This is a genomic window from Aliisedimentitalea scapharcae, assembly GCF_045277565.1.
Taxonomy (GTDB): Bacteria; Pseudomonadota; Alphaproteobacteria; order Rhodobacterales; family Rhodobacteraceae; genus Aliisedimentitalea; species Aliisedimentitalea scapharcae.
On the sequence record NZ_CP123584.1, the window covers coordinates 311,492 to 330,217 of the forward strand.

At 56.3% G+C, this 18,726-nt stretch carries 15 protein-coding genes; 8 read left to right on the forward strand and 7 right to left on the reverse strand.

The genetic code is table 11. The features are described from left to right. Positions 1 to 426: 426 nt before the first annotated feature. From mutT to QEZ52_RS01580, 3 genes are read right to left on the reverse strand one after another with little or no spacing between them, the layout of a single operon-like run. The gene (gene mutT, locus QEZ52_RS01570; protein WP_406647376.1) at positions 427 to 825 is read right to left on the reverse strand and encodes an 8-oxo-dGTP diphosphatase MutT; all 399 of its coding nucleotides are present in this window, start codon (positions 823 to 825) and stop codon (positions 427 to 429) included. Continuing rightward, on the reverse strand, positions 822 to 2,048 hold the full coding sequence (gene argJ, locus QEZ52_RS01575) for a bifunctional glutamate N-acetyltransferase/amino-acid acetyltransferase ArgJ (protein WP_406647378.1): 1,227 nt from the start codon (positions 2,046 to 2,048) through the stop codon (positions 822 to 824). Before argJ ends, mutT begins: the two co-directional genes overlap by 4 nt. 2 nt (positions 2,049 to 2,050) lie before the next feature. After that, entirely contained in the window at positions 2,051 to 2,902 is an 852-nt protein-coding gene (locus QEZ52_RS01580) for a peptidylprolyl isomerase (protein ID WP_406647380.1), read from the reverse strand. A gap of 176 nt (positions 2,903 to 3,078) precedes the next feature. Here QEZ52_RS01580 and secA point away from each other — a divergent pair, with 176 nt between their 5' ends. From secA to QEZ52_RS01595, 3 genes are all read left to right on the forward strand, one after another. Continuing rightward, a complete protein-coding gene (gene secA / locus QEZ52_RS01585) occupies positions 3,079 to 5,784 on the forward strand; it encodes a preprotein translocase subunit SecA (RefSeq protein WP_406647382.1) in 2,706 nt (901 codons plus the stop codon). Positions 5,785 to 5,882: 98 nt separating this feature from the next. Continuing rightward, positions 5,883 to 6,830: a hypothetical protein gene (locus QEZ52_RS01590; protein WP_406647384.1), complete on the forward strand. Its 948-nt coding sequence runs from the start codon at positions 5,883 to 5,885 to the stop codon at positions 6,828 to 6,830. 25 nt (positions 6,831 to 6,855) lie between these two features. Continuing rightward, on the forward strand, positions 6,856 to 8,418 hold the full coding sequence (locus QEZ52_RS01595) for a phosphate ABC transporter substrate-binding/OmpA family protein (protein ID WP_406647386.1): 1,563 nt from the start codon (positions 6,856 to 6,858) through the stop codon (positions 8,416 to 8,418). Positions 8,419 to 8,555: 137 nt separating this feature from the next. Here the strand turns inward: QEZ52_RS01595 and radC are convergent, their stop codons facing one another. The 3 genes from radC to dnaK all read right to left on the reverse strand — a co-directional run bounded on the left by radC (position 8,556) and on the right by dnaK (position 12,697). Continuing rightward, entirely contained in the window at positions 8,556 to 9,320 is a 765-nt protein-coding gene (gene radC / locus QEZ52_RS01600) for a DNA repair protein RadC (protein WP_406647388.1), read from the reverse strand. Positions 9,321 to 9,543: 223 nt separating this feature from the next. Then, positions 9,544 to 10,701: a molecular chaperone DnaJ gene (dnaJ, locus tag QEZ52_RS01605; protein WP_406647390.1), complete on the reverse strand. Its 1,158-nt coding sequence runs from the start codon at positions 10,699 to 10,701 to the stop codon at positions 9,544 to 9,546. Between the two features lie 76 nt (positions 10,702 to 10,777). Continuing rightward, complete coding sequence (gene dnaK, locus QEZ52_RS01610) at positions 10,778 to 12,697, reverse strand: molecular chaperone DnaK (protein WP_406647392.1); 1,920 nt, start codon at positions 12,695 to 12,697, stop codon at positions 10,778 to 10,780. Positions 12,698 to 12,909: 212 nt separating this feature from the next. Between dnaK and QEZ52_RS01615 the strand changes: the two genes are divergently transcribed. Continuing rightward, positions 12,910 to 13,512 (forward strand): alpha-ketoglutarate-dependent dioxygenase AlkB family protein, encoded by a 603-nt coding sequence (locus QEZ52_RS01615; protein WP_406647394.1) that lies wholly within the window; start codon positions 12,910 to 12,912, stop codon positions 13,510 to 13,512. 155 nt (positions 13,513 to 13,667) lie between these two features. Here QEZ52_RS01615 and QEZ52_RS01620 read toward each other — a convergent pair whose 3' ends face one another. After that, positions 13,668 to 14,489: an ABC transporter permease gene (locus tag QEZ52_RS01620; protein WP_406647397.1), complete on the reverse strand. Its 822-nt coding sequence runs from the start codon at positions 14,487 to 14,489 to the stop codon at positions 13,668 to 13,670. A gap of 122 nt (positions 14,490 to 14,611) precedes the next feature. Between QEZ52_RS01620 and cysQ the strand changes: the two genes are divergently transcribed. The 4 genes from cysQ (at position 14,612) to QEZ52_RS01640 (ending at position 18,718) form a co-directional block, all read left to right on the forward strand. Next, positions 14,612 to 15,409, forward strand: a complete 798-nt coding sequence (gene cysQ, locus QEZ52_RS01625; protein ID WP_406647399.1) for a 3'(2'),5'-bisphosphate nucleotidase CysQ — start codon at positions 14,612 to 14,614, stop codon at positions 15,407 to 15,409. Then, positions 15,409 to 16,209: a 3-deoxy-manno-octulosonate cytidylyltransferase gene (locus QEZ52_RS01630; RefSeq protein WP_406647400.1), complete on the forward strand. Its 801-nt coding sequence runs from the start codon at positions 15,409 to 15,411 to the stop codon at positions 16,207 to 16,209. The genes cysQ and QEZ52_RS01630 overlap by 1 nt, the downstream gene beginning before the upstream one ends. 166 nt (positions 16,210 to 16,375) lie before the next feature. Then, the gene (gene galU, locus QEZ52_RS01635) at positions 16,376 to 17,269 is read left to right on the forward strand and encodes a UTP--glucose-1-phosphate uridylyltransferase GalU (protein ID WP_406647402.1); all 894 of its coding nucleotides are present in this window, start codon (positions 16,376 to 16,378) and stop codon (positions 17,267 to 17,269) included. 360 nt (positions 17,270 to 17,629) lie between these two features. Then, positions 17,630 to 18,718 carry a glycosyltransferase family 2 protein gene (locus QEZ52_RS01640; protein ID WP_406647404.1) on the forward strand — a complete coding sequence of 363 codons (1,089 nt, stop codon included), beginning with the start codon at positions 17,630 to 17,632 and terminating at the stop codon, positions 18,716 to 18,718. The last annotated feature ends 8 nt before the right edge of the window (positions 18,719 to 18,726 follow it).

Below are 18,726 nucleotides of genomic sequence, written 5' to 3' on the forward strand. Positions count from 1 at the left end.
CCTTATGAAACCAAAAAAGGACAGCTGAAAAGCTGTCCTTTTTTGGTTTGTGAGTGGTGTTGAACAAGTTTGATATGGGCAAGTAAACCAAACAAGTTGCCAAAATCGTGTTAGGCGGCGGTTTGCACCGGTCGCCCCTCATATACATTTCGACCAACCTTTACGGCGATCCTGCCGTCCGGGAACGCCCGAACAAATGTACCTTGCACTGAGACGCAACTGCCCAAAGTGATAGTCCTTAGCATGCCAAATCCTCCCCAAAGAACGAGACAGCTTCTTTTTACACCAAAATGATTAAAAAATGATCTACAAAATTACCATAGATTTTACACCTTTAGCGATCCTTCACACATTATGTAGCCGAATCACACTGTGCCCCCCCCAACATCCTGATGATGTTGAACACGTCAGGGTTGTGGGGGAAATTCATAACCAATCACGCAGGATCGGAATCAGGGGAATATCGGCAGGCGGCATAGGATAGTTGCACAGCTCATTCGTGCGAACCCACCTGAGTGTTTGGCCTTCCTGTGCAACCGGTATTCCCTGCCATTTTCGGCATGCAAACAGCGGCATCAACAAATGGAAGTCATCATAGCTATGGCTGGCAAAGGTCAAAGGTGCCAGACACGAAGCCCAGGTATCAATACCCAACTCCTCGTGCAGTTCGCGAATCAGTGCGGCTTCGGGTGTTTCACCGGCTTCGACCTTGCCACCGGGGAATTCCCAAAGCCCGGCCATGGATTTCCCTTCGGGGCGCTGCGCAAGCAGCACCCGACCATCGACGTCAATGAGAGCAACAGCTGAAACAAGTAGTGTTTTCACGATCGGTAATCCGCGTTGATTTCGATGTACCCGTGGGTCAGGTCACAGGTCCAGACAGTGCAAGCACCATCGCCCAAACCCAGATCCACCTTGATCACGATTTCGTCGTTCTTCATCAATGCGGCAGCGGACTCTTCGCGATAATTCGGGGAAACCCATCCTTTTTCCGCAACCAAAACATCACCAAACCAGATGCTTAGAAGATCGCGGTCCGCCGCGGCACCGGATTTACCCACGGCCATGACAACGCGCCCCCAATTTGCGTCCTCACCAGCAATCGCAGTTTTGACGAGCGGTGAGTTGGCAATCGACAGGCCGTGTACCTTGGCGTCGGTGTCATTGGCTGCGCCTGTGATCTGAATTTCGATGAACTTGCTGGCACCTTCCCCATCGCGCACAACCTGATGGGCCAAATCCAGCATCACGGTGTTTAGCGCCTGGGCAAAGGCTTCATTCCCTTCTGCATCCACACCGGATGCGCCCGTGGCACATAGCAACAGACTGTCCGAAGTCGAGGTGTCACTGTCCACAGTGATGCAATTGAAACTGGTGTTGTTCAGGTCTGACAGCAGGGCCTGCAACGCGCCCTGTTCGTATTTCGCGTCGGTAAAGATATAGACCAGCATGGTCGCCATATCTGGCGCGATCATGCCTGACCCCTTGGCAATTCCGGCAATTGAAACAGTGCTGCCGTTGATTTCAACCTGGGCAGTGGCCGCTTTGGCAAAGGTATCGGTGGTCATGATTGCGTTGGCCGCATCTTCCATCCGACCAGCGTCGAGTCCATTGTTCAGCTCGCCAATCTTGGCGACGATACGGTCTTGCGGCAATGGCTCCCCAATTACCCCGGTGGATGCCGTAAACACGCGATCAGCCGGGACATCGACTGTGGCAGCGACTGCGGCGGTGATATCTGCCACAGATTTCTGGCCATAATGCCCGGTAAAGGCATTGGAATTTCCCGAGTTGACCAGAATCGCTGCCCCGGTCGCGCTATCTCCGCCCAGTTTGGCCTGACAATCCAGAACCGGTGCTGAGCGTGTTGCAGATTGCGTGAACACCCCAGCTACAGATGTGCCCGGGTCCAGAACTGCCAGCATCACGTCGGTTCGCCCCTGGTATTTCACACCGGCTGCCGCCGAGGCAAATTGTGCGCCCTTGATCACGGGCAGATCGGGAAAGCTGGCCGGTGCCAGCGGAGAACGGGGCAGCGATTGCGCCATGATTAATTCCTCACCAGATCAAGATCCTGGATCATGTCAAACGACAGATCCTCAATTTCGGGATACTCCACCTCGGCGGCCTCGACCAGTTCAACAACGCGTTTCCCGACGGCTTCCTCACGCAGCTCGGCTTCCAATTCGCCCCGCACAGCGTCCAATTCAGGCGCGGATTGCTGGCGTTTGTCACTCAGTTGGATCAGGTGCCAACCAAATTGCGTGGCAACGGGATCGGATATTTGACCCGGCTCAAGCGATTTGACCGCTTCTTCGAATTCGGGGACCATGCGTCCTTCGCCAAACCAACCCAACGATCCCCCGTTCGGACCAGAGGGGCCGGTGGATTTTTCTTTGGCCATTTCGGCAAAATCTGCACCTGAATCCAATTGATCCTTGATGTCCAACGCGTCTTCCTTGCTTTCGACCAGAATGTGCGAGGCGTTGTATTCCGTGCCGCCAAAGCCGTCGGCGTAACGTGTCTCATAGGCAGTGCGTACATCGTCTTCGGTGGCAGCGTCCTGCATGACGCGGTCGATGGCTTCGCCCGCCAAGAGCGAGCGGCGTTCGTTTTCCAGCGACAGTTCGACCAGCTGCGGTGTCGGTCCCTGAAGTGATTGTTTCAGAGCTGTTTGCTGAACCAGCTGTTTCACGATGGCATCATATAACACGTCATTTGGAAGCTGCTGATACTGTTGCGGCAAAGTTTGCCGGGCGATGATGACGTGACCCAATGTGATCTCTTCGCCGTTGACACGGGCCACCACGGTTTCGGAATGTGGTGCTGCCGCACTGGCAATGGGCATGGCAAGGCTGGCTGCCAATACGAGAGATGGCAGAAAAGTGAGACCTTTGAGCATAGATTCATCCTATTCGGGGGCCGCGACCGGACCCGGCGTTGACACTGTTGTACCTGCCCCTTACATCGCCTTGAGGCCTTGTGCAGGACCGTCTTGTCCCCCGTATCTATGGGTTGTGAACGAGGCGGGCAAGACTGCCCGATTAACAGGACCGTTATAGATCCGTTGGAGTGAATATGCTGGGTATTGGAACTCTCGCCAAAAAGGTGTTCGGAACACCGAATGACCGCAAGATCAAGGCGACGCGCCCGCTGATCGAACAGATCAACGCGCTGGAACCGGAGTTCGAAAAGCTCAGCGACGAGCAGCTCAAGCAAAAAACTGCCGAGCTGCGGGAAAAGGCGCAAAACGGTACATCGCTGGACGACCTGCTGGTCGAAGCCTTTGCCAATTGCCGCGAAGCGGCCCGCCGGGCCTTGGGTCTGCGCGCTTTTGACACGCAGCTGATGGGTGGGATCTTTCTTCACCAGGGCAATATTTCAGAAATGAAAACCGGTGAAGGTAAAACGCTGGTTGCGACTTTCCCGTGCTATTTGAATGCGCTGGTCGGCAAAAGCGTCCATGTCGTCACCGTCAACGAATACCTGGCCAAACGTGACAGCGAATGGATGGGCAAGGTGTTCAATGCGCTGGGTATGTCCTGCGGGGTGATCTGGTCAGGAATGGGCCCCGAGAACAAGCTAGCCGCGTATCAGAGCGACGTTGTCTATGGCACCAACAGCGAATTCGGTTTCGACTATCTGCGCGACAACATGAAGTCTGAGCTGAACGAACTGTTCCAGCGTCATCACTATTTCGCCATTGTTGACGAAGTCGACAGCATCCTGATCGACGAGGCACGGACGCCGCTTATTATCTCGGGTCCTGCCGAAGACCGTTCTGAACTGTATGTCACTATTGATCAGGTGATTCCGTTGTTGACGGAAGAACACTACGAGCTCGATGAAAAGACCCGCAACGTCACATTTACCGACACTGGGAACGAATTCCTGGAACAGCAATTGATCGCCCGTGGTTTGTTGCAGGAAGGCGCGTCCCTGTATGATCCGGAAAGCACATCCGTGGTGCACCACGTCAATCAGGGCCTGCGCGCGCACAAGCTGTTCCTGAAGGACAAGGATTATATCCTGCGCGACAATCAGGTGATGTTGGTGGACGAATTCACTGGCCGGATCATGGATGGCCGCCGTCTATCCGAAGGTCTGCACCAAGCGATCGAGGCCAAGGAAGGTGTCGAAATACAGCCGGAAAACGTGACACTGGCGTCTGTTACCTACCAAAACTTCTTCCGTCTTTACAACAAGCTGGCCGGCATGACCGGCACCGCTGCGACAGAGGCCGAAGAATTCGCCGAGATCTATGGTCTGGGTGTGGTCGAAGTGCCTACCAATCGTCCGATTGCCCGTGTGGACGAAGATGACCAGGTGTTCCGCACAGCTGCCGAAAAATACAAGGCGATGGCGGATGAAGTGAAGACCGCCAACGAAAAAGGGCAACCGGTCCTGTTGGGGACAACTTCGATTGAAAAATCGGAATTGATGAGCCAGCTGCTGACTCAGGCCGGGATCAAGCACAGCGTTTTGAACGCCCGTCATCATGAGCAAGAGGCACAGATCGTTGCCGACGCCGGTCGTCTGGGCTCGGTTACCATCGCCACCAACATGGCCGGGCGGGGCACCGACATTCAGCTGGGCGGAAATGTCGAGCTCAAGGTTCTGGAGGCGCTGGCCGAAAACCCCGAAGCTGACCCGGTGGCTACCCGTGAGGCCGAAGAAGCCAAACACGCCGAAGAAAAGCAAAAGGTGCTGGATGCCGGTGGCCTGTTCGTTCTGGGGTCAGAGCGGCACGAAAGCCGTCGGATCGACAACCAGTTGCGCGGCCGGTCCGGTCGTCAGGGTGACCCGGGACGCACGGCGTTCTATCTGAGCCTTGAAGACGATCTGATGCGTATCTTTGGTTCGGATCGTCTGGACAAGGTGCTCAAGACGCTGGGCCTCAAGGAAGGCGAAGCGATCGTGCATCCTTGGGTTAACAAGTCGCTGGAACGCGCCCAGGCCAAGGTCGAAGGCCGGAACTTTGACATGCGTAAGAATGTGTTGAAGTTCGATGACGTGATGAACGATCAGCGCAAGGTGATATTTGGCCAGCGGCTGGACATCATGGCTGCCGAAGACTTGTCTGAAATTGTTTCTGACATGCGGTATGAGGTGATCGACGACCTGCTCGACGCGCATATGCCACCCAAATCCTATGCTGAACAATGGGATACCGAAGGCTTGTATGCGCAGGTTATCGAACAGCTGGGCATCGACGTTCCGGTCATTGAATGGGCCGCAGAAGAAGGCGTTGATGACGAAGAAATCCGCGAGCGGCTGATCAAGGCATCGGACGAGATGATGGCCAAGAAGGCGGTGGATTTTGGCCCCGAAAATATGCGTCTGATTGAAAAGCAGGTGCTGTTGCAATCCATTGACACCAAATGGCGTGAACACCTGTTGACGTTGGAACATCTGCGATCCGTCGTTGGGTTCCGCGGCTACGCACAGCGCGATCCTTTGAATGAATACAAGAACGAATCCTTCCAACTGTTCGAGAACATGTTGGAGAGCCTGCGGGCCACGGTGACCAAGCAATTGGCCCTGGTTCGTCCGCTCAGCGATGAGGAGCGCCAGCAAATGATGTTGCAGATGGCGCAACAGCAACAGGCGATCCAGGATACAGCCCGTGAACAGGCCCGTGCAGCGGCAGGTATCGCGCCCGAAGGGGCTTCGGATGGGTTTGTAGAAGATGATCCATCAACCTGGGGTAACCCGTCACGCAACGACAAATGCCCCTGTGGCAGCGGTAAAAAGTTCAAACATTGCCACGGCCGTTTGTCTTGAACTTGCCACAAATGACCCAATGACTCCCCAAGGCGGCCACAAACTGGCCGCCTTTTTCCATGACAGTTGTCCCGACCTGCTAGGTAGTGGAGGGTGTCATGTTGAACAAACGTCTGGCCGTAATGATTGGTGGAACCGCAGCCTGTGCGCTGGGAATTGGCTTTGTCATGCAAAAGACGATTCCGGCCCCGCAACCGGTGCCGGTTATCCAGGCCCAATCTATCAGCGATCCGGTCATTCAGACCAATCCTGTCTCGGATGAGCCGTTGGAAATCGACGGTATCACCCTGACGTCGGCGCAACCCGACGAGGACCTGATTGTTGCCCGTTCAACCGCGCCGGATCAATTGCCGGAAACTCCAAAAGACCCGAAAACGCCCCGTTTGGGTTGTGATGTAGATCTGTCCGCCATCGCCGTGGACCAGGGTCATGTACGGATTGGCGTCATTGCGCCTTGCCAGCAGAATGAACGTCTGACTGTGCATCACAGCGGTCTGATGTTCAGCGCCGCGACGGATGAAAACGGGATCTATTCTGTGCTTGTTCCGGCGATGTCAGAACAGGCCGTCTTTATCGTCGACTTTGCCAATGGCACTGACATGGTTGCGTCGGTGTCTGTGCCGGATTTGGCCGGATATGATCGCATAGCTGTTCAATGGAGCGGCAATTCGGGTTTTGAAATTCATGCCCGTGAATTTGGTGCCGGATACGGAGATGATGGGCATGTTTGGTCCGGGACGGATACATCTGCAACAGGTCAGGTCGTTCGATTGGGTGAAAATCAGAGCCTGAACCCGCTGATGGCCGAAGTCTACACCTTCCCCCGCGCCACCAATACCCAGGCAGGATCCATCGCGATGACAGTCGAAACAGAAGTCACGGCCCACAACTGCGGCAAGGACGTTTCGGCCCAATCCATTGAATTGCGTGACGGTCAATCCCTGCGCACCCGCGATATGGTGCTCTCTGTCCCGAATTGTTCTGCAATTGGTGACTTTCTGGTGTTGAATAATTTGGTGGATGACCTGAAAATTGCGGCCAAGTGATCCGCAATTTTAATAGGATTCTCACATGGCTTTTCTTCGTGCGGCGGTCTTCGCCGCACTTTTTCTTGGTTGGATTGTACCAACACCTGCCCGGGCACAAGATGTTACTCTGACATCGCCAGATGGTGCGGTCGAAATTTCGGGAACCCTGTTGGGGTTTGATGGCGAATTTTATCGGGTTGATACCCAATATGGCGAACTGACAGTGGACGGGTCCGGGGTAATTTGCGACGGGCCAGGATGCCCGAACCTCTCGGAATTTGTTGCCGAGCTCGCCTTTTCCGGGTCATCGGCCATGGGTGAGGTATTGCTGCCTGCCCTGATCGAAGGATTTGCGCTGCGCAAAGGGCTCAGAACCAATCGCATAAACCAGGATCCGACCCATTTTGATTATAGCCTGCACCGGCCTGATGATGGTGCTGCTGTTGCCAGGTTTTTGTTTCGCATCACCACCACTGACGAAGGATTTGCCGACTTGTTGGCGAATGAGGCCGACGTGGTTATGGCGCTGCGGGAAATTCGGTCAAATGAACATCAGCGCGCCTACGAAGCGGGTATGGGCAATATGACTGATGCCCGGCGCAGCCGTGTTCTGGCATTGGATGCTATGGTTCCAGTGGTCGCGCCGGGAAATCCGGTACGGACGGTTTCCGTTCCACAATTGGCACAAGTCTTTTCTGGTCAGATCGTGAACTGGCAGGAACTGGGGGGACCAAATGCACCAATTGCCCTGCACTTGCCTGCGGTTGGATCTGGAATGGCACAGGCGGTCGAAGATCGCCTGTTGGCTCCGGTTCGCTTGGATGTTGCCGACGACATTCAGCGACACGATCGCAGCGGTACCTTGGCGCGCGCGGTCACCACTGATCCGTTCGCGTTGGGTATCGCCAGCTTTTCCGAAACCGGCACTGCCCGTCCGCTGACACTGACAGGATCCTGCGGCTATCGATTGTCGGCGACCCGCCGCACGATCAAGACCGAAGACTACCCGTTGACCTCGCCCATGTTCCTGTATCTTCCGGCCCGCCGGCTCCCCCAGATCGGTCGCGAGTTTCTGTCCTATGCCCAAAGCCCGGCAGCCCAGGTTGTCATCCGCCGTGCCGGGTTTGTCGACCAGGCACCAGAGTATATTCGGGTCAGCGCACAGGGAGATCGCCTGGCCAATGCGATCCAAGCCGCGGGGGAAGAGGTTAAGCTGTCCGAGTTGCACAGGATGGTGAAAATGATGAAACCGACAACACGGTTGTCGACGTCGTTTCGCTTTGAGACCGGATCAACACGTCCGGATGCGCAGTCTCGGGCAAATATCGCGCAATTGGCCCGGGCGCTAGAGGTCGGCACTTATGATGCGCGCAAACTGATCTTTGTCGGGTTTTCTGACGGGGAAGGCGCTGCCGAGGGAAACCGTAGGATTGCCTTGAAGCGGGCACAGGCGGTTCGGGATGCCGTGCTGGCCGCGGCCGAGACGATGGATTCCACCCGTACTGAAATTGGGATCGAAGCCTTTGGCGAGGCCTTGCCCATGGCCTGTGATGACAGCGCATGGGGACGCCAGGTAAACCGGCGGGTTGAGGTCTGGGTGAGGTAACCCGTTCTCTGTCCGAGCCATATTGGCGATCTATATGTGAACGCCTTTCTCTCTCCGGGTTCTGACCGGGAATGGAAGGGCGCGGCCCATCGGGCAGGAGGGCTTGTGTGAGGCCGGCTGGGCGCGCATCGGACCCTTTACAGATATCCTTCGCTGCGAAAGCTGAGCTCAGTTGATTTTCCGATGATCAGATGGTCGTGCAAGGAAAGACCCAGGGCAATACAGGCCTGATTAATCTGATCTGTCATCACGATATCAGACTCAGACGGTGTTGGATCACCAGACGGATGATTGTGAACGAGGATCAAGGCAGTGGCATTCAGTTCCAGCGCTCGCTTGGCAACTTCGCGTGGATACACCGGAACATGATCGACGGTGCCGCGCGCCTGTTCTTCGTCTGCAATCAGCGTGTTCTTTGGATCCAGAAACAGAACGCGGAATTGTTCGGTCTCTCGATGTGCCATCGTGGTGTGACAATAGTCCAGGACTGCGTCCCAACTCGAAATCACATGACGCTGCATTACCCGCGCGCGGGCCATTCGGTGGGTGGCTGCCTCGACGATTTTCAGATCGGTGATGACTGCATCTCCGATACCTTGGATCCGGGCGAGCTGGTCGGGTTGGGCGGATAACACCCGGTTGAAGTCGCCAAATTGATCCAGCAAAGCCCGAGCCACCGGTTTCACATCCCGACGCGGTATCGAGCGAAACAGGAGAAGTTCAAGAAGTTCGTAGTCTGGAATAGCAGCGGCACCACCAGTCATAAAGCGGTCCCTTAGGCGCGCACGGTGGTCTTTGATATAGGAGGGAAGCTGGCCAGTTGGCAGCCGCGTAGCCGGGGCCTCTTCGCCGTCGGCAAACAGCGGCAGCGACATTTCCTGAAAGGCAGATGGGCGGCTCATTCAGGGACAATAGCCCGATCATGGTGAAGAATTTGTTAACCCGCTGGGGCCGGACATTGTGTGATGAATGTCGCGCACACGGGGCTTTGCCCCCGCAGCCTGTGGCTGCTCCCCCAAGGTATTTTGGGCCAGAAAGAAGCAACAAGGCCCCAGGAACCCCGCAAAAAAAACCGCGGTTTGAAGCCGCGGGTTTCTTTGGTTCTTCTGAATGGGATCGCGATGCTTAACCCTTCATCGAATCCCAAAAGCTTTTGACAGACTTGAAGAAGCTATTGCTTTCAGGGTTGTTGTCCTCGCTCAGATCATTGAACTCGCGCAACAACTCCTTTTGACGGGAGGTGAGATTGACGGGTGTTTCCACAGCCAATTCAATGAACATATCGCCGATTCCACCGCCACGCAGAGCTGGCATGCCCTTGCCACGCAGGCGCATCTGGCGCCCGGATTGACTGCCTTCGGGGATCTGAACCCGCCCGCGCCCACCATCTATGGTGGGGACTTCGATAGAGCCGCCCAGAGCAGCCTTGGACATGCTGACCGGCACCCGGCAATAAAGATTGACGCCATCGCGTTCGAACAGGTCATGTTGGGCCACCTCGACAAAGATGTAGAGATCACCCGGTGGGCCGCCGCGCATGCCCGCCTCGCCTTCGCCGGCCAGGCGAATTCGCGTGCCGGTTTCAACGCCGGTGGGGATGTTGACGGACAGTGAGCGATCTTTTTCCACCCGACCCTGACCGTGACAGGATTTACAGGGGTTCTTGATCACCTGGCCCAAACCCGAACAGGTGGGACAGGTGCGTTCGACGGTAAAGAACCCTTGTTGCGCGCGCACCTTACCCATGCCGGAACATGTCGGACAGGTGGTTGGTTCGACGCCACCTTCGGCTCCTGTTCCATCACAGGAAGAACATCCCACAGCTGTGGGCACCCTGATGGTCTTTTGCAGGCCGGAAAAGGCGTCTTCGAGCGTGACGCGCAGGTTATAGCGCAAATCCGATCCACGCGCCGCACGACGGCCGCCACCGCCACCGCGGCCCCCCATGAAGTCTCCGAACAGGTCGTCGAAGACATCCGAGAATGCCGAAGAGAAATCACCAGACCCAAAACCGGGGCCTCCGGGACCACCGGGGCGCCCGCCGCCACCCATGCCATTTTCGAAAGCTGCATGGCCAAAGCGGTCATAGGCCGCCTTTTTCTCGGCGTCCTTCAGAACTTCATAGGCCTCGCCAGCTTCCTTGAACTGGGCTTCGGCATCGGGGTTGTCCTTGTTGCGGTCGGGGTGCAGTTCCTTGGCTTTGCCGCGGAACGCTTTCTTGATTTCATCCGCCGATGCGCCTTTGGACACGCCGAGCACTTCGTAATAGTCGCGTTTTGACATCGATCTATCCTTTTGCCTCAACGAAAGCGGGCCGGTCCGGGGTCCGGACCGGCCCATTTTTGGCCAAGTTCACGCCTTAGCGCTTGTTGTCGTCCAGGTCTTCGAATTCGGCATCGACGATGTCGTCATCGCCGGGACCGGTGTCTGTGTCGGCTGCCGCCGGTTCATCACCAGCTTCTTCGGCAGAGGCCTTGTAGATGGCTTCGCCCAGCTTCATGGCCGCTTCAGTGACGTTCTGGACACCGGCTTTGATCTTGTCGGCGTCTGCCTTGTCACTGTCGAGATCGTCCTTGAGCGCGGCAATCGCCAGCTCGATGGCTTCGATGGTGGTCGGGTCGACCTTGTCGGCGTGCTCTTCCATCGACTTCTCGGTGGAATGGATCAGCGATTCGGCCTGGTTGCGTGCTTCGACCAGCTCCTTGCGGGCCTTGTCGGCGTCGGCGTTCTCTTCGGCGTCCTTGACCATCTTTTCGATGTCGTCGTCGGACAGACCACCCGAGGCCTGGATGGTGATCTTGTGCTCTTTGCCCGTGCCTTTGTCTTTGGCCTGGACCGACACGATGCCGTTGGCATCGATGTCAAAGGTCACTTCGATCTGCGGCATGCCGCGCGGTGCGGGCGGGATGTCTTCGAGGTTGAACTGGCCGAGGATCTTGTTGTCGGCTGCCATTTCCCGTTCGCCCTGGAACACGCGGATGGTCACGGCGTTCTGGTTGTCTTCGGCGGTCGAGAAGACCTGAGACTTTTTCGTCGGGATCGTGGTGTTGCGGTCGATCAGGCGGGTGAACACACCACCCAAGGTTTCGATCCCCAGCGACAGCGGGGTCACGTCCAGCAGAACCACGTCCTTGACGTCGCCCTGCAGAACACCGGCCTGAATGGCAGCACCCATTGCAACCACTTCGTCCGGGTTCACACCCTTGTGCGGCTCCTTGCCAAAGAACTTACTCACTTCTTCGGCCACTTTGGGCATACGGGTCATACCGCCGACCAGAACCACTTCGTCAATGTCACCGGCCGAGATGCCCGCGTCTTTCAACGCAGCGGCGCAGGGCTTCATCGACGCTTTGATCAGGTCGTTGACCAGCTGTTCCAGCTTGGCGCGGGTCAGCTTCATGACCATGTGCAGCGGCTGACCGCTGTTGGGGTCCATCGAGATGAACGGCTGGTTGATTTCGGTCTGGCTGGCAGACGACAGTTCGATCTTGGCCTTTTCAGCGGCTTCTTTCAGGCGCTGCAGGGCCATCTTGTCCTTGGACAGATCGACACCGTTTTCCTTTTTGAACTGGTCCGCCAAATAGTTGACGATACGCATGTCAAAGTCTTCACCACCCAGGAAGGTGTCACCGTTGGTCGATTTGACTTCGAACAGACCATCGTCGATTTCCAGAATGGTCACGTCGAATGTACCACCACCAAGGTCATAAACCGCGATGGTCTGGCTATCTTCCTTGTCCAGGCCATAGGCCAGAGCCGCAGCCGTGGGTTCGTTGATGATGCGCAGCACTTCCAGACCGGCGATCTTGCCCGCGTCTTTGGTGGCCTGACGCTGGGCGTCGTTGAAATAGGCAGGAACGGTGATGACTGCCTGAGTGACTTCCTCACCCAGATAGCTTTCCGCAGTTTCCTTCATCTTGCCCAAGGTAAAGGCCGAGATCTGCGACGGGGAGTATTTCTCGCCCTTGGCTTCGACCCATGCGTCGCCATTGCCACCGTCAACGATGTTGAAGGGGACCATTTTTTGGTCTTTGGTTACGGCAGCATCGTCGATACGACGGCCGATCAGGCGCTTGGCACCAAAGATGGTGTTGTCAGGATTGGTCACGGCCTGGCGTTTCGCAGGCTGCCCAACCAGACGTTCATTGTCGGTGAATGCGACGATTGAAGGGGTTGTCCGGGCACCCTCGGCGTTTTCGATAACGCGGGGCTGGCTGCCGTCCATGATGGCCACACAGGAGTTGGTGGTGCCAAGGTCAATGCCGATTACTTTGCTCATTTTTGATCCCTTTACTCTTCAAGGCGATTACCCGAGACCTGAACCCGTTTTGGCATCCTGGCCCCGATTCTCATGCGACGGGTGGGCTTCACCACATCGCGTCTCGGCGTATATAGGGAGCGAAAATACAGCCTGCAACCGCCCTTTGACGCTGGTTTTCGCGAATCTGTGATGAAATTGGAAAGTCTCTGGCAAGAAATGGAAATCAAGTGATGGTGCGGCTCAATGTTCGCGGGTTTGAAATTCACAAGTCCTTTTTGGATCCTGCCGCCCAGGCTGCGCTGATCGAGGCGCTGAAACCGGTCTTGAAAGCTGCGCCCTTGTTCACACCTACGGTGCCAAGCGGGCGCAAGATGTCCGTGCGTATGACATCGGCAGGAAAATTGGGCTGGGTGTCAGACACACAGGGATACAGATATCAGTCGGATCATCCTCTGGGGCAGCGGTGGCCACAGATTCCGTCCAAGGTTCTGGAGGTATGGCGGGATTTGGCAGGCGGAGTCCGGGATCCGGATTGCTGCTTGATCAACTATTATGGTGAAGAGGCCCGCATGGGGCTGCACCAGGACAAGGACGAGGCGGATTTTTCCTTTCCCGTGGTGTCTATTTCTTTGGGAGACGACGGATTGTTTCGCATCGGCCAACAGGCGCGCGGTGGCAAGACCGAATCAATCTGGTTGAACTCGGGAGATGTTGTGGTGATGGGCGGACCGGCGCGGCTGACTTACCACGGCTTGGACAGGATCCGGTTCAAATCGTCGCGTCTGCTACCAAAGGGGGGGCGGTTGAATCTGACGTTGCGCGTAGCGACCTGAGATTGCAAACAAAGGGGGCATGGAACCGCAGGCAGGTTTACCTGACTGCGCCACGCCCAACGGGCGGAAGCTCCCCGATAGGGGAGCGACGACGGGCGGGAGCCGCTGCTGATGCAGCAAGAGCGGACATTCAGGTCGCGAGCTGCGACGACTTGTCAGCGACGCGCACTCCAGCTGAGCGAAACCCGGCGGCGTGTGAAAAATTCGCCCATCAGGCCGATGACAATAAAGACAACACTCAGCCAGAACGCATATTGCCAAGTGGTGAAATGCGGGTTGTAGTTGATGAACGCAAACCCTCTGGATTGGTCGATAATATGAAACAGAGGGTTCCAGTCGAACATGACCAACATGGATGATGGCAGCGTATTCGCCAGAAACATCTTGCCGGATGCGATCATGTTGGCCCGCTGGTAAACAGTTCGCAAAATGCCGGTGATACTGGGAAACCAGGGCTGAAAACCCAACAATAGCAACCCGATCGAAACCCCTGAAAACCATGACATCAACACCATTCCGAATGTGCTGACCGGATCCTCGATGTGCACCGGAGTAAAAATGATGTGGTATCCCAACAGGATGATACCCATGGTCAATACCTGCAGATACAGGGTCGACATGGCCGCAGACACAATCGAAATAATCGAATTCATCGGTGAATGCATCATCATCGGGCTGTTGAGACTGCCCGCTCCGGCGACAGCGGAAATCGTCTTGGTCTGCAACATGAACAGCATGATACCTGTCATGATGTACAATATGATGTCGCCTCGAACTGCCGAGCTTCGCATGCCCATAAGGGCGAACATCAGATAGAACACGACAACAAAGGTGACGACCTGCATCAGGCTCATTCCCAACGCAACCAATGCGTTGTTATGCCGGGATCGGATATTGCGGACGATCGAATGAAAGGTGACCTCGGCCATGACCAAAAGGCCGCCGATATTCGATTGATGCCGTCGTTGCTGAAACATGACAACCCGCCTTGTACGCTGCTGTACTCAATGTGACACGGAATTCTTGCTGTTCCGTTTCAAGCACACCATAAGGGGGCAAACGTGGATTTTCAATAAAACCCCATCGCTGGAGAGATTTCGTGAACTATGACGCCCTTATCCCGGTAATCCGTACTCTGGCCATTCAGGCGGGAACACGGATCATGGAAATCTATACGGCCGACGATTTTGACGTAAAGGTCAAATCGGACGACAGCCCCGTGACCGAAGCGGACGAAGCTGCGGACGCGCTGATCTCCGAAGGATTGCGGTCTGCGTTCCCGGACGTGATGTTGGTGACCGAAGAACAATCGGCGTCGCATTCAACCACCGGCGACACCTTCCTGATTGTTGATCCTCTGGACGGGACCAAGGAGTTCATTCACCGCCGCGGTGACTTCACCGTGAATATTGCACTGGTCGAAAACGGTGTGCCGACGCGGGGTGTTGTCTACGCGCCTGCCAAACAACGGATGTTCTTTACTCTGGCGGATGGGTCTACCGTCGAAGAAACCGGCGATTTCGACCCCGATACCATCGGCGCAACGCGCCCGATCCGCGTGGCAGACAGCAACAATGCGGCCTTGATGGTCGTGGCGTCCAAATCCCACCGCGATCAGGCGACCGAAGACTATATTAACAAGTATAATGTCAAAGACAGCAAGAGTGCAGGCTCGTCATTGAAATTCTGTCTGGTCGCCACGGGCGAAGCTGACATCTATCCGCGTGTCGGACGCACCATGGAGTGGGACACGGCCGCTGGTCATGCCGTTTTGCATGGCGCAGGCGGCAAGGTGGTGCGTTTTGATGACCATGCGCCCCTGACGTACGGCAAGGACGGGTATGCCAACCCGTTCTTCATCGCCTATGCACCGGGTGTAGAGTTGAAGGAAGCCTGATGTCCGTTCTGGTTGTTATCCCTGCCCGCTATGCCTCGACCCGATATCCGGGGAAACCGCTGGTTCCGCTGACCGGTGCCAATGGAGACAAACGGTCTCTGGTCGAACGATCCTGGCTGGCAGCCAAGGCTGTGACCGGCGTTGACCGGGTCGTGGTGGCAACGGATGATGACCGCATCCACGACGCAGCCCAAGCCTTTGGTGCCGAAGTGGTGATGACGTCTGTCGATTGTGTCAATGGAACTGAACGGTGTGCCGAGGCGCATGAGGTGCTGGGTGGGGGCTATGACATCGTGGTCAACCTGCAGGGCGACGCCCCGTTGACTCCGCATTGGTTCGTCGAAGATCTGGTTGCTGGCCTGCGTGACAATCCGGACGCCGAAATCGCGACGCCTGTTCTGCGCTGTGACGGTGCGGCGCTCAACAGCCTGTTGGCGGACCGCAAAGCGGGCCGTGTGGGCGGAACTACTGCGGTATTTGGTGCCGATCACGGTGCTCTCTACTTCTCCAAGGAAGTGATCCCCTACACCGCCGCAACCTATGCAACTGACGATGAAACGCCGGTCTTTCATCATGTCGGCGTCTATGCCTATCGCCCCGATGCACTGGCAAGCTACCCAGAGTGGAAGGTCGGCCCGCTGGAACAGCTGGAAGGCTTGGAGCAGCTGCGCTTCATGGAAAATGGCCGCAAAGTTCTGTGTACCGAAGTGGAGGCGCGAGAGCGCCAGTTCTGGGAACTCAACAATCCAGAAGATGTACCAAAGATCGAGGCGATGATGGCAGAGATGGGATTGGATTGACCACTTTGCAGGCAGATCTCGTGCTTTTGACGCCTGCAAGATCGCTGGGGAAAAAAAACTTGGAATTCACACAAGATTCCGCGGTATTTACAAGATACAATGGAATTGTGAGTATTTGTAATGTCGCTGTGTATAGACGTGAAAATTTCTTGATCGAGGATGGACCATGCGTAAAAAGGTAACAAAAGCAATCTTCCCCGTTGCGGGGATGGGGACGCGGTTTTTGCCTGCGACCAAATCGGTTCCAAAAGAGATCATGACGCTGGTGGATCGCCCGCTGGTTCAATACGCGATTGACGAGGCGCGGGCGGCTGGGATCAAGGAATTCATCTTTGTGACGTCGCGCGGCAAGGGGGCGTTGGAGGATTACTTTGATACCTCTCCTGTTCTGGAGCAGGAATTGCGCAAGAAGGGCAAGGACGAGCTTCTGGAGACGCTCAAGGCGACCAATATGGAAAGTGGTGCCATCGCCTATTTGCGTCAGCACCGGGCATTGGGTCTGGGGCATGCAGTCTGGTGCGCGCGGCGGCTGATCGCCAATGAACCTTTTGCCGTGATTTTGCCGGATGATGTCATTGCGGCCGAAACCCCCTGTCTGCAGCAGATGGTGGAGGCCTACGAAGAAACCGGCGGCAACATGGTTGCGGCGATGGAAGTCCCGCCGGAAAAGGCCAGCGCCTATGGGGTGCTGGACGTCAAGGAGGACATGGGGTCGATCGTGTCGGTCAATGGGATGGTCGAGAAACCCAAGGCCGAAGAGGCCCCGTCGAACCTGGCGGTCATCGGGCGCTATATCCTCAGCCCCAGCGTGCTGAGCAACCTGAACAAGATCAAATCCGGTGCCGGCGGGGAAATCCAGCTGACCGATGCGATCGCCGCCGATATCGACGCTGGCACGTCGGTCTATGGCTACCGCTTCCGCGGGCAGCGGTTTGACTGCGGCTCCAAGGCCGGCTTCCTGCAGGCCACCGTCGCCTTCGCCCTCGCGCGGGACGACCTCAGAGACGATCTCATGCAGTATCTCGATGATATTCGGCAGGTCGGCAAAGCCGCGGAATAAACGCACCAGACATAATCTGATCGACATGCTGGCAACAGGCAGTGCGGGTTACTTTGCCCGCACGCCGGAACGCCAATGTTTGGCCTCGGTTTTTGCCGGCTGCGCGGGATTATCTGACGACAGGTTGTGCATGGACAATCCAGTTGACCAAGCCGGCGACTCTGATGCCAAAGCCAAAGGCGCGCGGGCGGCAGTGCAAATCTGGTGTGATCCGGGTCGGGTTGACCCTGCTGATGTTGACGGGGCCGGAACGATGGGCGGCGCTGGGCAATGAAGTGGTCACAAGTGACCTCGGTGATTGCGGAGGTTTGAAAATGGCATCAAACTGGCCACTATGACCACGAAACACCTGCCTTTGACATGACAGACACGACCGCCCCGGGGATGCGCGCTTTGACTTGGCTTGAAGCCTACCGCATGCGGTGGAAGCGGCGACGGCTGCTGTGGCGGTCCTTTCGGTCGCGCCGTCAGCTGACCGAAGTCGTCAACCGCACCCGAACCATTGCCCAGAGCGACATTCTGGTTGTGCTGGTCGTGCGCAACGAAGCCGGGCGGATCCCATATTTTCTAGAGTATTACAGAAAGCTGGGTGCAGGGCATTTTCTGGTTGTCGACAACGACAGCGACGATGGCAGCGATCAGTTGTTCGCCGACCAACCTGATGTATCGCTGTGGCGCACCAGTGACAGCTATCGCGCGTCACGCTTTGGTCTGGACTGGATGACCTGGTTGCAGATCCGTTACGCAGACGGGCATTGGTGCCTGATGGTGGATGTGGATGAACTCTTGGTGTTTCCGGTGGGCGACGGTGACACATTGCAGGAACTCTCGGCCAATCTGGAGGCCCGCAACCGCAACGCCTATGGCGCGGTTCTGTTGGACCTGTATCCCCAAGGTTCCCTGGGGATGCAGACATATGTTCCTGGACAGGACCCAACCGATGTATTGACCGGATTTGACGCGGGACCCTTTCGGGCCAAGCGACAATACCCGTTGGGCAACCTGTGGGTTCAGGGCGGTGCACGGGAACGTGTCTTCTTTGCGGATGATCCAGCACGCTCTCCGACATTGAACAAGCTTCCATTGGTCAAATGGAGCCGACGCTATGCCTATGTGAATTCGACCCATTCCATGCTGCCGCCTCAGTTGAATGGAACCTATGATGGGCCAACTGGTCGTGAGCCGGGCGGCGTATTGTTGCACACCAAATTCCTGCCCGAGATTGTTTCCAAATCTGAAATCGAAAAACAAAGGCAGCAGCATTTCCATACCCCTGCCGATTTTGACGGGTATTATGATCGGATCACCCAGGCACCAGATATGTCGTTTGACGGATCTTTGCGCTACACGGGACGGCAGCAATTGGAGAAACTGGGCCTGCTTCGTCCGGTGCACAGGCCAAAAAGTGATGAATCGAGACAAATTGATGAAAAGAAGCCAGAACTGTAACGGTTTCT